Origin of the sequence: Micromonospora phaseoli (assembly GCF_900109115.1) — a bacterium.
Taxonomy (GTDB): domain Bacteria; phylum Actinomycetota; class Actinomycetes; order Mycobacteriales; family Micromonosporaceae; genus Micromonospora; species Micromonospora phaseoli.
Window position 1 is genome coordinate 146,348 of record NZ_FNYV01000011.1, and the last position, 13,887, is coordinate 160,234.

The following is a 13,887-nucleotide window of genomic DNA, read 5'->3' on the forward strand; positions in this document are numbered from 1 at the left end:
GATCCGACCGAAGGGCCGTGGCCCGACGGGCGGGCGGAGAGCGGATGGGGATCTGGCGGTACGACGGCACGGCGTCGTCCGACGAGCAGGGCGCGAGGAAGAAACCGGTTCAACCAGTGGGGGTCGACATGGGGGAGCTACGCGGCACGCACGTGCCGGTGCTGCTCGAGCGGTGTCTCGAGCTGCTGGCCCCCGCACTGGGCCGGGGTCGGCGCACGGTTCACGTCGACGCGACGCTGGGCCTGGCCGGGCACGCCGAGGCGGTGTTGCAGGCCCATCCGGAGACGATCCTGGTGGGCCTGGACCGGGACACCGAGGCACTCGCCCACGCCCGGGTGCGGTTGGCCCGGTTCGCCGGCCGGGTCCACCTGGAGCACGCCGTCTACGACGAGCTGCCCGAGGTGCTCGACCGGCTGGGCTTTCCGTCCGTGGACGGGGTCCTGTTCGACCTCGGCGTCTCCTCGTTGCAGCTCGACGCGCCCGACCGCGGGTTCGCGTACGCGCAGGACGCGCCGCTGGACATGCGGATGGACCAGACCCGGGGGGTGACCGCCGAAGAGGTGGTCAACTCCTACCCGCACCCGGATCTGGCCCGGGTGCTGCGGGTCTACGGCGAGGAGAAGTTCGCCGGACGAATCGCCTCGGCGATCATCCGGGAGCGGGAGCGCGGCCGGATCACCTCGTCGGCTCGGCTGGCCGAGCTGGTCCGGGAGTCGATCCCGGCACCGGCCCGACGAACCGGCGGACACCCGGCAAAGAGAACGTTTCAGGCTTTACGGATCGAGGTAAACAGGGAACTGGCAGCGCTGGAGACGGCGCTGCCGGCCGCTCTCGACAGGCTTTCCGTCGGCGGTCGCCTGGTGGTCCTGTCCTACCACTCGCTGGAGGACCGGCTCACCAAACAGGCGCTCGCCGAGCGGGTCCGCAGCACGGGCCCGATCGACCTTCCGGTCGAACTGCCCGGGTCAGAGCCGACGTTCCGGCTGCTCAGCCGGGGCGCGGAACTGCCCGGGGAGGTGGAGGTCGCCGCGAATCCGCGGGCCGCTTCGGTGCGCCTGCGGGCCGCGGAACGGATTGATCCACAGGCAGCACAGCGGGGGCGTACCGACCGCGAACGGTACCGCCGCCGAGGCAAGGCGATGCACCAACCGGGGACGGGATCAGCCACGGGATCCGGCTCGGATCCGCGGCGGATGCCGGGGGACACCACGGACGAAGAGGGGGAGGGGACATGAACGTTGACAAGCGCCGGGACAACGCCGGCGTCGGGCAGCGCGCACCGCGGTCGGGGGGCCGGATCGCGGCGGAGCGGGCCCGGGGGGTCGGGAACGGCAACAGCACGCGGCGGACGGACCGGATGAACCAGCCGGAGGAGACTCGCGCCCGGGGGGCGCGCGAGTTTCCGACCCAGGGCAGCGCGGCGCTGCGTCCGGTCGAGCGTGCCGCCGCCACCGCCGAGCGGGCGGAGTCGCCGCGGTTGCGGGTCGCGCCGCCGCCGCCGGTACGGGTGCCCCGGGCGCCCTTCGCGGCGCTCGTGGTGGTGCTGGTCGTCGGTGGGGTGCTCGGCATCTTGGCGGTCAACACGAAGATCAACGAGAACGCCTTCCGGCTGGACGAACTGCAGCAGCAGCAGGCCAAGCTCGACGTCGAGCAGCAGCAGCTGAAGAAGCAGATCGCCGAGTCCGAGTCGCCGGGCAACCTCGCCGCCCAGGCCCGCAAGCTGGGTCTGGTCGAGTCGGGTGAGCCGGCGTACATCCGGCTGCCGGACGGCAAGGTGATCGGCGTGCCGCAGCCGGCCGGCGGGCAGCTGTCCATCGCGAGCCAGCAGGGCACGGAGGGGTAGACCGTGTCACCGAGGTCGGAGGAACCGCGCCGGGACGCCACAGGCTCCCGGCGCGGTTCGTCGCGTGGCGGCGGGGATCGTGGTGCCGGGGATCGTGGTGCCGGGGATCGTGGCGTGCCGCCCCGGGCGCCGGGGGAGCGGGGCGGGGAGCCGGGCATCGGCGGCATCTCCGACGCCCGTGCCTACACCCCGCGGGGCCGCACCATCCGCGAGGGCGCGCCGACGGCTGGCGCCGGCCGCACCGAGCAGCGGCGTACCCCGCGCAGCAGCCGGTCACAGGACCCGTTCCGCCCCGCGTTGCAGGTGCTCGACGGCGGCCGGTCCACCGCGAACCGGGCCGGCGGACGGCAGGGCGCGCCGGCCCGTCGGGACGGCGCCGCCGGGCGGACCACGGTGGTCCGGACCGTCACCGACCGCAGCCCGCGCGACGAGCCGGCGGCCCCGCCGCGGCGGCGGGTGACCGGCCGCGAGCCGCGCCGCGGTGACCGGCCGGCCGGCCGCCGGCCGCCCCGCAAGCCGCCCCGGCCGCCTCGGCTCGCCGACCCCGGCCGCCGGCTGCGACTGGGCACCGCGCTGGCCATGGCGCTCTTCGTCGCGGTCGGCGTACGGCTCGTGGTCCTCCAGGCGGTCGACACCCCGGCGTACGCCGACGGCGGGCTCGCCGACCGGACCCGGACCGTGCAGCTGCCCGCGCCGCGCGGGGCGATCTACGATCGATCCGGCGAGGCCGCGCTGGCGCACAGCGTCGAGGCCCGGTACGTCTACGCCGACCCGACCCGGATCGTGGACATCGCGGCGACCGCCGGCGCGCTCTCCCCGCTGCTGGGCATCCCGGCCTCGGAGCTGGCCGAGAAGATGCGACCGCGCAAGCGGATCAACGGCGTCGACTCACAGTTCGAGTACCTGGCCCGAGGGGTGGAGATCGACCGCGCCAAGGAGATCATGGCGCTCAAGCTGCCCGGCATCAACACCCACCGCGACGAGCGGCGCGAGGTGCCCGGCGGTGACCTGGCCGCCAACCTGATCGGCTTCACCAGCCTGGACATGGTCGGGCTGGAAGGGCTGGAGGCGCGCTTCGACGACCTGCTGCACGGTGAGGACGGCCAGCGGGTCTTCGAGGTCGGCCTCGGCGACCTGGCCGCCCCCATCCCGGGCGGCTACAGCATCACGACCAAGGCCAAGCCGGGCAGCTCACTGGTCCTCACCATCGACCGCGACCTGCAGTACATGGTGCAGCGCATCCTCAGCGAGCGGATGCAGCAGGTGCAGGGCAGCACCGGCGCCGCCGTGGTGCTGGACGCGCGTACCGGGGAGGTGCTGGCCCAGGCGAGCCACCCCACGTACAACGCGGCGAAGCCCTTCCCCAGCGAGCCGACCGACCGGGAGGACGCGGCCACCAGCTTCGTGGTCGACCCGGGCTCGGTGCACAAGGCGATCACGTTCGGGGCGGCGTTGCAGGAGGGCGTGATCACCCCCGACACCTCGTTCCCGGTGGCCAACGGCATCCGCAAGGGCGACACCTGGTTCCCCGACACCCACTTCGCGAACGGGCGGCGGATGAGCGTGGCCGGCATGATGGCGTACTCCTCCAATGTCGGCACCATCCAGATCGCCGACAAGCTCGGCGCGGAACGCCTGCTCGACTACCAGCGGCGGTTCGGTCTGGGCAAGCCGACCGAGGTCGGGATGCCCGGCGAGGCGAGCGGGCGGTTGCTGCCGGTGCAGGAGTGGAGCGACTCGTCGTACGGGTCGGTGCCGATCGGGCACAGCGTTGACGCCACCCCGTTGCAGATGGCCGCCGCGTACGCCGCCATCGCCAACGACGGCACGTACATCCAGCCGCACCTGGTCAAGGAGACGATCGCCCCGGACGGGAAGCGCACCCCGGCGGTGCAGCCGGAGACCCGCCAGGTGCTCAGCCCGACCAACGCCGCGGCGCTGCGTACGCTCCTGGAGGCGGTCACCACCGTGGACGACGCCACCGGGGTGGCCGCTGCGGTCCCCGGCTACCGGGTGGCCGGCAAGACCGGCACCGGGTTTCGACTGGTCGAGGGCAAGAAACAGCCCGGCGATGTCGCCTCGTTCATCGGGATGGCGCCGGCGGAGAATCCGAAATATGTGATCGCGGTCTTCGTACACAGCCCGAGTGGCGGCGGTGGCCAGATCTCGGCTCCGGCTTTCCGGGACATGATGACCTTCACTCTCCGCCATTTCCGGGTACCGCCGTCGAGTGAACCGGCACCGAAATTCACCGTGTTTCCATAGCGGCCACACCGGTTGCCGACCTGAAGGCTGAGCTGGGCTGGTGTGCCATGGGTTCCGGCAATTCTGGGCCGAAGTCCGGTGTTTCGGTCCGGAGCTGGTTACGCAGGACGTGGCCGCCGATGGCGAGCATTTCCCGAACGAACGTGATGTCACCCAGACATATCTATTTCTGGGTGACATCACGCTCGTGACCAGAACCTGGCCCCACCGCTCGGAGGCCCGAGCGGAGCCGGCGCGTCCGCCGGGAGATGGGCTGACGCCCTCGGCGGAACCCCCGCAGACGGAGATTCAGGCGCGCCGTGCGGCGGGGACCGCGCGACCGGGTAGGGTCTGACGCCGTGCGCGGCAATCCTCGTCCCCGTACCGTGCCCGGAATTCGGCTCGGTGACCTAGCCGCCCGGCTCACCGTGGCGCCCTCCACCAGCGCCGATCCGGTGGTGACCGGGGTGACCCACGCCAGCCAGGAGGTCCACCCCGGTGATCTGTACGCGGCCCTGCCGGGCGCGCGGCGGCACGGCGCGGAGTTCGCCGCCGGCGCGGCGGCGGCCGGCGCGGTCGCAATCCTCACCGACCCGGCCGGGGCCGAACTGGCCGCCGGGAGCGGGCTGCCGGCCCTGGTGGTGGCCGATCCGCGGGCGGTGCTCGGCACGCTCGCCTCGGCCATCTACGGCGACCCGACCGCGCAGCTGCTCGTGATCGGGGTGACCGGCACCGCCGGCAAGACCTCCACGGCGTACCTCATCGAGTCGGGGCTGCGCGCCGCCGGCCACACCACCGGACTGATCGGCACCGTGGAGACCCGGCTCGGCGAGCTGGTGGTGGACAGCGTGCGCACCACGCCCGAGGCCACCGACCTGCACGCGATGCTGGCCGCCGCCCGCGAGCGCGGGGTCACGGCGGTGGTCATGGAGGTCTCCAGCCACGCCCTGGCGATGGGCCGGGTCGGCGGGGTGCGGTTCGCCGTCGGTGGCTGGACCAACTTCGGCTCCGACCACCTCGACTTCCACTCCGACACGGGGGACTACTTCGCGGCCAAGGCGCGGCTGTTCGACGGCCGCTGCGGCGTGGAGGTGCTCAACCACGACGACCCGGCGCTGAAGGGGCTGTTCACGCCGGCCACGGTCAGCTTCTCGGCGGCCGGCGACCCCGCCGCGACCTGGTGGGCCGAGCACGTCGACGGTGCGGGGTACGCCCAGCGGTTCACCGCCCACGGCCCGGACGGGCTGGACCTGCCCGCCGGGGTGGCGTTGCCGGGTCGACACAACGTGTCCAACGCCCTGCTGGCCATCGCCGCCCTGGTCGCGGCCGGTGTCGCTGCGGTGACCGCTGCCGAGGGGGTGGCCGCCTGTGGCGGTGTACCCGGCCGGCTGGAGTCGGTGGGTGTCGTCGGCGGGGTGCGCGGGGTGGTCGACTACGCGCACAAGACGGACGCCATCGTGGCCGCCCTGGCCGCGCTGCGCGAACTCAGCACCGGCCGGCTGATCTGCGTGATCGGCGCGGGCGGCGACCGGGATCGCGGCAAACGGCCGATGATGGGCGCCGCGTCCGCCGAGGGCGCCGACGTGGTGGTGGTGACCGACGACAACCCGCGTACCGAGGACCCCGCCGCGATCCGGGCCGAGGTGCTCGCCGGCGCCTACCGGGCCGGGGCGCCCGCCCGGATCGTCGAGGTCGCCGGGCGCCGCGCGGCGATCGACGCCGCGGTCCGGTTGGCGGCACCGGGTGACGTGGTGGCGGTGCTCGGCAAGGGCCACGAACGTGGCCAGGAGGTCGCTGGCGAGGTGTACCCGTTCGACGACCGGACCGAACTGGCCGACGCGCTGCGGGCCCGCTTCGGAGATCTGGAGGGCTCGCAGTGATCATCCTCAGCCTGGCCGAGGTGGCGGCGGTCGTCGACGGGCGGCTGGTCGCCGCCGACCCCGCCGCACAGGTCACCGCGGGCGTGGAGTTCGACTCCCGCAAGGTCGCCCCCGGCGGGCTCTTCGTCGCCTTCGACGGGGAGAAGGTGGACGGGCACGACTACGCCGCCGCGGCCGTCGAGACCGGCGCGGTGGCGGTGCTGGGTACCCGGGAGGTGCCCGGGGTGCCGATGATCATCGTTGCCGACCCGCTGGCCGCGATGGGCCGGCTGGCCCGCACGGTGGTGGACCGGCTGCCCGGGCTGACCGTGATCGGATTGACCGGTTCCTCCGGCAAGACCACCACCAAGGACCTGATCGCCCAGCTCACCGCCCGACTCGGGGAGACGGTGGCGCCGCCCGGATCGTTCAACAACGAGCTCGGCCACCCGTACACGGCGTTGCAGGCCGGGCCGAGCACCCGGTACCTGGTGATGGAGAAGGGCGCGCGGGGCATCGGCCACGTGCGGTACCTCTGCGAGGTCGCGCCGCCACGGATCTCCGTGGTGCTCAACGTCGGTGTGTCGCACATCGGTGAGTTCGGTTCGCAGGAGAACATCGCGCTGGCCAAGGGCGAACTGGTCGAGGCGCTGCCGGCCGACGGTCTGGCCGTGCTGAACGCCGACGACCCGTTGGTGGACGCGATGGCCGCCCGTACGGTCGCCCGGGTGGTCCGCTACGGCGAGGCGGCCCACGCCGACGTGCGGGCCGTGGACGTGACGCTGGACGAGCGGGGACGGCCCGCGTACACCCTGCTGACGCCGGAGGGCAGCGCGCCGGTGCGGCTCGGGCTCACCGGACGGCACCAGGTCTCCAACTCGCTGGCCGCCGCGGCGGTGGCCCGGGAGTTGGGCATGCCACTGGCCGAGCTGGCCATCGCGCTGGGCGCGCTCGGGTTGGTCTCCACCCGTCGGATGGACGTCTTCGAACGCACCGACGGGGTGACCGTGATCGACGACTCGTACAACGCCAACCCGGCGTCGATGGCGGTGGCGCTGCGGGCGCTGGCCGGTATCGGCAACGGGCGGCGTACCGTCGCGGTGCTCGGCTACATGGCCGAGCTGGGCGATTTCGAGGCGCAGGGACACGCCGAGATGGGCCGTCTCGCGGCCGAGTTGGACGTCGACCGACTGCTCGTGGTCGGCGAGGCGGCGGTGTCGATTCACCACGGGGCGACATCGGTAGGTGACTGGGGAGGAGAGTCGGTGTTGCTCACCGATCAGGCGGCGGCCGTCGAGGTGCTGCGCAGCGAGCTACGGCCGGGCGACGTCGTCCTGGTGAAGGGCTCCCGGTACCGGACCTGGGAGGTGGCCGACGCGCTGCGGGTCGAGGCCGCCGAGGGCGCGGGTACGTCGGCGGGCGCGTCGGCCGAGGGTGGCGCGGCGTGAGAGCGGTCATCGTGGCCATCGGGGTGGCCTTCCTCGTCTCGCTCTTCGGCACCCCGCTCGCGATCAAGGTCTTCACCCGGCTGAAGGCGGGTCAGCCCATCCGGGCCGAGGGCCCGCAGATGCACCAGGGCAAGAAGGGCACGCCGACGATGGGCGGCGTGGTGTTCATCCTGGCCACCGTGATCGCGTACGTGGCCGGTCACCTGGCCCTGACCACCCTGCCGGACGCGCAGATCGCCCAGGTCGAGCCGACCATCACCGCGCTGGTGCTGCTGGGGCTGATGGTCTTCTCCGGCGCGGTCGGCTTCATCGACGACTTCCTGAAGGTCCGCAAGCGGCACAGCGGTGGCCTGAGCGCGCGCGGCAAGCTGCTCGGGCAGATTCTGGTCGGTGCCCTCTTCGGGGTGATCGCGCTCTACTTCCCCTCGACGATGACCGACTCCTCCGGCGCGGTGACCAACACCGAGACGGTCGGCAGCACCACGCTCAGCTTCATCCGGGACATCCCGGCGCTGGACGTCAGCAAGATCGGCGCGGTGATCATCTTCATCTTCGTGGTGATGGCCGCCACCAACGGGGTCAACCTGACCGACGGCCTCGACGGCCTCGCCACCGGCGCGTCGGTGATGGTGCTCGGCGCGTACGCGGTGATCGCGTTCTGGCAGTACCGGCACTGGTGTGCCGACCCGGCGTACACCGCGAACCCGAACAACTACTGCTACGCGGTACGGGATCCGCTGGAGATCGCCCTGATCGCCGGAGCCGCGGCCGGGGCCTGTGTCGGCTTCCTGTGGTGGAACACCTCACCGGCCCGGATCTTCATGGGCGACACCGGCGCGCTCGGACTCGGCGGCCTGATCGCCGGCATGGCGATGTCCACCCGTACCGTGCTGCTGCTGCCCATCATCGGCGGGCTCTTCGTGATCATCACGATGTCGGTGGTGATCCAGATCATCTCCTTCAAGACCACCGGCAAGCGGGTGTTCCGGATGTCGCCGTTGCAGCACCACTTCGAGCTCGCCGGCTGGAGCGAGGTCAACATCGTGGTCCGGTTCTGGATCATCGCCGGCATCGGCGTCGCCATCGCCCTTGGCCTCTTCTACAGCGACTTCCTGGCCAACATGGGCTGACCCCCACCCGCCCTCGCCGGGTTGATCAAGAAGTTTGCGTCGGGATCCAGGCCGATCCCGACGCAAACTTCTTGATCAACCCGGTCGGGTGGGGTGATGGTGAGGCTGCGGAGAGTGGCCGACGCAAGTGCGACACGCCGACCGGGGCGTACCGCCTGTGTCGGGTGCCGGTAGCGGCGATGATGGCGCTGTGGGGGAGGCGCGAGAAGGAGAGGGCGCGGCACCGGGTCGGCGGACCGCTGGCGGTACGGGTGCCGCCGGGTCGGTGGCGACGGGATCCGGAGCCGAAGGGCCGTTGCGGGGTCTGGACGCGGTTGCCGGGCTTGCGGCGCTGCGTGGCCTGCTGGCCCGGCCGTTGACCTCCTACCACCTGCTGCTCGCCAGCGCCGGGCTGCTGCTGTTGATCGGCCTCACCATGGTCTTCTCGGCCACCAGCGTGCGCGACTACGCCCAGGGCGGCAACGCCTCGGCGTCGCTGACCAAGCAGGCGATCTACGCGGTGATCGGCATCGTGGCGTTCTGGGCCTGCCAGCGTCTGCCGGCCGGCACCTACCGGGCGCTGAGCCGGCCCACGCTGGCGGTCGCGGTGGGGCTGCTGGTGCTGCTGAACCTGCTGGTGGCCTACGGCCGGCTGACCAATGGCGATGCGAAGATCGGCCCGCTGGAGGCCAACCTGCTCTGGCTGTACATCGGCGGGATCGGCCTGCAGCCCTCCGAGCTGGCAAAGTTCGCGCTGGTGCTGTGGGGGGCGCACGTGCTCGCCCGCAAGGGCGCCGCGCTGGGCTGGTGGCGGGAGTTGGCCACCCCGCTCTTCCCGGTGGTCGGCCTGCTCTTCGTCCTGGTCGGCTACAACGACCTGGGCAGCATGCTCTGCCTGCTGGCCCTGGTCGTCGGCCTGCTCTGGGCGGCCGGGGTACGGCTACGGGTCTTCGCCGCGCTCAGCGCGATCGGGCTGCTCGGCATCGGCCTGCTGGTCGCCGTCGCCTCGCTCGGCGCCGGCTCCGGCGTCCGGGGCGAGGAGAACTACCGGCTTGCCCGGCTCACCGTGTTCTTCAGCCCGCCGCCGCTGGACGCCTGCAAGGACGAACTCTGCTACCAGATGGTCCAGGCCCGGTACGCCATCGCCAACGGCGGCTGGTTCGGCACCGGCCTGGGCCAGGGGCGGACCAAGTGGGCGTGGCTGCCGGCGGCGGAGAACGACTTCATCTTCGCGGTCATCGCCGAGGAGCTCGGGGTGGTGGGCTGCGCCGTGGTGGTCACCCTCTTCGCCGTGCTCGCCTACAGCGGCCTGCGGATCGCCCGACGGGTCGAGGACCCTTTCCGCCGGCTGGCCGCCGCCAGTGCCACCGCGTGGCTCGTCGGACAGGCGTTCATCAACATCGGCGGCGTGATCGGCCTGCTGCCGCTGACCGGCGTACCGCTGCCGTTCATCTCCGACGGTGGCAGCGCCCTGGTGGTCACCCTCGCGGCGGTCGGCATGCTGGCTTCCTTCGCACGTGGGGAGCCGGACGCGGCCCGGGCGCTGCATGCCCGTCCGCCGGCCCGGTGGGTCCGACTAGTGTGGGCACCGTTGCCGCCGCTTCCCGGCCGGCGTCGCCGGCCGGCGACGCCGTCGGCTGCCCGAGGGTCCGTACCCCAGGCGCGTAAGCGGCGCGGGGACGACCAGGCCGCACCGCGTGGCGCCCGGGACGGCCGGGGTCGCGGCGGGTCGGCGGACGAGAGGAGACGTTGATGGGTCCGCTGCGTTCGGTGGTACTCGCAGGAGGTGGCACCGGGGGGCACATCTACCCGTTGCTCGCCTTCGCCGACTGCCTTCGCCGACACGACCCCGGCGTCCGGATCACCTGCCTCGGCACCCCCAAGGGCCTGGAGAACGAGCTGATCCCGCCGGCCGGCTACGACCTGCGGAACATCCCGGCCTACCAGCTGCCCCGGTCGGTCAACATGAACCTGGTCCGTACCCCGGGCCGGATGTGGACCGCCGCCCGCGCGGCGGGCAAGGTCATCGACGAGGTACGCGCCGACGCGGTGGTGGGCTTCGGCGGGTACGTCTCGGTGCCGGCCTACCTGGCCGCCTGGCGGCGGGAATTGCCGATCGTGATCCACGAGGTGAACGTGCCGCCGGGCGTGGCCAACCGGCTGGGCATGAAGTTCACCAAGCACGTCGCGGTCGGCTTCCCGCACCAGCCGTCGCAGGCCGAGTCGCTGCGCGACGCCCGGGTGGTCGGCGTGCCGCTGCGTCGCAGCATCGCCGGGCTGGACCGGGCTGCCATGCGGGGTGCCGCCCGCGCCCACTTCGGTCTCCGCCCCGACCTGCCGGTACTCTTCGTGGCGGGCGGGTCGCAGGGCGCCCGTTCGATCAACCTCGCGGTCGCCGGCGCGGCCAAGGAGTTGGCCCGCAACGGCATTCAGGTGCTGCACGTGATCGGCGCTCGCAACGAGCCGGTGCCGATCCCGACCGACCTGCCGGTGCCGTACGTGACCCTGCCGTACCTGTCCGACATGGATGCCGGGTACGCCGCCGCGGACCTGATGCTCGGTCGGGGCGGGGCGATGACCTGCGCCGAGGTCGCCGCGATCGGGCTGCCGACCATCTACGTGCCCTACCCGCACAGCAACCAGGAGCAGAAGCGCAACGCGTTGCCGGTGGTCGAGGCCGGCGGCGGGCTGCTGGTCGACGACGCCGAGGTGACCCCGGACTGGCTCGAACGGACGGTGATCCCGTTGATCCGTGACCCGCAGCGGCTGCACGCGATGGGCGCCGCCGCGTCCGGGTACGGGCGGCGTGACGGTGACGAGGCGCTGCTGAACTTCGTCTACGAGGCGGTGGCCCAATGAGTACGTTCAGCCCGGCCGGCACGCTGACCGCCGAGGACCTCGGCCACATCCACCTGATCGGGGTGGGTGGGGTCGGCATGAGCGGTCTGGCCCGGCTCTTCCTCACCCGCGGCCTGCCGGTCTCCGGCAGCGAGCTGCGTGAGTGGCCGTCGCTGGCCGGCCTGCGGGCGCTCGGCGGGACGATCCACATGACCCACGAGACGACCAACCTGGACGGCGTCGACACCGTCGTCTACTCGTCGGCCATCCCCGCGGACCACCTGGAGATGGTGGAGGCACGCCAGCGGGGCCTGCGGGTGCTGCACCGATCGGAGGCCCTCGCGGCCGCGATGACCGGCCGCCGCACCGTGGCCGTCGCCGGTACGCACGGCAAGACCACCACCACCTCCATGGTCACCATGGTGCTCCAGCGGGCCGGCGCGGATCCGTCCTTCGTGATCGGCGGGGAGATCTCCGAGGGGGGTTCCGGGGCGCACCACGGCACTGGCGAGCACTTCGTGGTCGAAGCCGACGAGAGCGACCGGTCGTTCCTCATCTACCGCCCGTTCGTCTCGATCATCACCAACGTCGAGGCGGACCACCTGAACACCTACGGCGACCTGGCCAACCTGGAGGCGACCTTCGCCGAGTTCGCCCGGCTCACCGATCCGCAGGGGTTCGTCATCACCTGCGCCGACGACCCGGGCGGGCAGCGACTCGCCGCCACGCTGCGGGCCGAGGGACGTCGGGTGTACACCTACGGTGAGTCCGCCGAGGCCGACCTGCGGCTCAGTGAGATGGCCTCGTCGGCCCGGGGAGTGCGCTACCTCGCCCACCTCGACGGCCGCCCGCTGGGGGAGTTCCGGCTGCCGGTGCCGGGCCGGCACATGGGGCTCAACAGCGCCTCGGCGGTGCTGGCCGCGTACCTGCTGGAGCTGCCGCTGGAAGCGGCGGAGGCGGCGCTGGCCGCCTTCCCGGGCGTGCGCCGACGCTTCGAGCGCAAGGGCGTCGCCGACGGGGTGCTCGTCTACGACGAGTACGCCTACCATCCGACCTCGATGACCCTGGCGCTGCGGACGCTGCGCGAGGTGGCCGCCGGCGGCCGGCTGATCGTCGTCTTCCAGCCCTACCGCGTCTACCGCACCCGGGAGCTGCAGGCGGAGATCGCCGAGGCGCTCGCGATCGCCGACGAACTGGTGCTGCTGGAGGTCTTCGGGCCGGGCGAGCATCGGGGACCGGGTGAGGGGTCGGCGGCACTGGTCGAGGCGGTGTCGCTGCCGGCCGAGCGGAAGGTCTTCGTCGACTCGTGGGAGGCCGCGCCGGCTGAGGTGGCTCGGCGGGCCCGGCCCGGCGACGTGGTGGTGACGATGGGCGCCCCGCCGATCTCGCTGATGGGCGAGGAGCTGCTCGCCGCGCTCGGCGCGCGTACCGCCCATCCGCAGGCGATGGTGGGCACCGCGCCGGGCGGTCTGGCCGGCGGGTCGACGAGCGTCGGTGGCAGCGTCCCCGGCGTCGTCGGCGTGGACGGCGCGGCGCCCGTGGCGGAATGAGCCCCGGACCGGCCCGTGGGCGGGGCACCGGTTCCGACGGCGGTGCGGGCCGCCGCTCCACCCGGCGGTGGCAGCTGGTGCGCGCCGACAGCGATGCGGTGCCCGCCTCGACCCGTCGGTTCATGGCCCGGGCCCGGCGGCGCCGGATGCGCGCCGCGCTGCCCTGGGCGGTGGTCGGCGGGCTGGTCGCGCTGGCCGGGCTGGTGGCGTGGGTGTTGCTCGGCACCGGCCTGTTCGGGGTGCGCGAGGTGCGGGTGGAGGGGGCCGAGCTGGTGACTGCGGTGCAGGTGCGGGACGCGGCGGGGGTCACCGACAACGCTCCGCTGGCCCGGATCGACCTGGCCGAGCTGGCTGACCGGATCGGCGCCCTGCCTCCGGTGGAACGGGTGACGGTGACCCGGGACTGGCCGGACGCGCTGGTGGTCCGGCTGACCGAGCGGACCGGTGTGGCGGTGGTGCCGGGCGGGGAGCAGTTCGTCGTGCTCGACGCCGCCGGGGTGGTGTTCCGGACGGTGCCGCAGCGGCCGGACGGACTGCCGCTGGTGCGGCTGGCCACTCCCGGACCGGACGATCCGGACACCAGGGCCGGGTTGGACGTGCTCGGCGTGCTCACCCCGCAGCTGCGGGAGCAACTGGTGGAGGTCACTGTGGAGGGGCTGGCGCGGATCAGCCTGCGGCTGCGGGACGACCGTACGGTCTTCTGGGGTGACGCGACCCGTGGGGCCGACAAGGCTCGGGTGGCCACCGCACTGCTCGATCAGGACGCCGCCCGGATCGACGTGAGCGCTCCGGACGTGGTCACCTTTCGATGAACCCGTGTCGCTGTACCGGCGACACGCCGGAAGGGTCCTTGGCTCATCGCTCGGCGGCGCTTACGTTGCCCCGAAGAGGTTCAGTGGTTGACATAACTCTAACCCTCTAGTAGAGGGTGAGGGTTTACCTCTCGACCTCGCTGGTGACAGCTGCGTCGACCGCCGGTCCGGCCCGGCCGTAGCC

General features: G+C 72.7%; 10 protein-coding genes. All 10 read left to right on the plus strand.

The genetic code is table 11. The features are described from left to right. Positions 1–128 precede the first annotated feature (128 nt). The 10 genes from rsmH to BMY89_RS24375 all read left to right on the plus strand — a co-directional run bounded on the left by rsmH (position 129) and on the right by BMY89_RS24375 (position 13,703). Positions 129–1,235 carry a 16S rRNA (cytosine(1402)-N(4))-methyltransferase RsmH gene (gene rsmH / locus BMY89_RS24330; protein ID WP_092382445.1) on the plus strand — a complete coding sequence of 369 codons (1,107 nt, stop codon included), beginning with the start codon at positions 129–131 and terminating at the stop codon, positions 1,233–1,235. Further along, a complete protein-coding gene (locus BMY89_RS24335) occupies positions 1,232–1,843 on the plus strand; it encodes a cell division protein FtsL (RefSeq protein WP_092382380.1) in 612 nt (203 codons plus the stop codon). Before rsmH ends, BMY89_RS24335 begins: the two co-directional genes overlap by 4 nt. Before the next feature lie 3 nt (positions 1,844–1,846). Beyond that, entirely contained in the window at positions 1,847–4,108 is a 2,262-nt protein-coding gene (locus tag BMY89_RS24340) for a peptidoglycan D,D-transpeptidase FtsI family protein (RefSeq protein ID WP_092382381.1), read from the plus strand. A 299-nt stretch (positions 4,109–4,407) separates the two neighbouring features. Beyond that, positions 4,408–5,967, plus strand: a complete 1,560-nt coding sequence (locus tag BMY89_RS24345) for a UDP-N-acetylmuramoyl-L-alanyl-D-glutamate--2,6-diaminopimelate ligase (protein WP_092382382.1) — start codon at positions 4,408–4,410, stop codon at positions 5,965–5,967. Next, positions 5,964–7,394 carry a UDP-N-acetylmuramoyl-tripeptide--D-alanyl-D-alanine ligase gene (locus tag BMY89_RS24350; RefSeq protein ID WP_092382383.1) on the plus strand — a complete coding sequence of 477 codons (1,431 nt, stop codon included), beginning with the start codon at positions 5,964–5,966 and terminating at the stop codon, positions 7,392–7,394. The genes BMY89_RS24345 and BMY89_RS24350 overlap by 4 nt, the downstream gene beginning before the upstream one ends. After that, on the plus strand, positions 7,391–8,524 hold the full coding sequence (gene mraY / locus BMY89_RS24355) for a phospho-N-acetylmuramoyl-pentapeptide-transferase (protein ID WP_092382384.1): 1,134 nt from the start codon (positions 7,391–7,393) through the stop codon (positions 8,522–8,524). The genes BMY89_RS24350 and mraY overlap by 4 nt, the downstream gene beginning before the upstream one ends. A 265-nt stretch (positions 8,525–8,789) precedes the next feature. Continuing rightward, positions 8,790–10,256 carry an FtsW/RodA/SpoVE family cell cycle protein gene (locus BMY89_RS24360; protein ID WP_092382385.1) on the plus strand — a complete coding sequence of 489 codons (1,467 nt, stop codon included), beginning with the start codon at positions 8,790–8,792 and terminating at the stop codon, positions 10,254–10,256. Next, the gene (murG, locus tag BMY89_RS24365; RefSeq protein ID WP_092382386.1) at positions 10,256–11,362 is read left to right on the plus strand and encodes an undecaprenyldiphospho-muramoylpentapeptide beta-N-acetylglucosaminyltransferase; all 1,107 of its coding nucleotides are present in this window, start codon (positions 10,256–10,258) and stop codon (positions 11,360–11,362) included. Before BMY89_RS24360 ends, murG begins: the two co-directional genes overlap by 1 nt. Continuing rightward, entirely contained in the window at positions 11,359–12,891 is a 1,533-nt protein-coding gene (gene murC / locus BMY89_RS24370; RefSeq protein WP_092382387.1) for a UDP-N-acetylmuramate--L-alanine ligase, read from the plus strand. The genes murG and murC overlap by 4 nt, the downstream gene beginning before the upstream one ends. After that, positions 12,888–13,703, plus strand: coding sequence for a cell division protein FtsQ/DivIB (locus BMY89_RS24375; protein WP_092382388.1), 816 nt, complete (start codon positions 12,888–12,890; stop codon positions 13,701–13,703). Before murC ends, BMY89_RS24375 begins: the two co-directional genes overlap by 4 nt. Positions 13,704–13,887 lie beyond the last annotated feature (184 nt).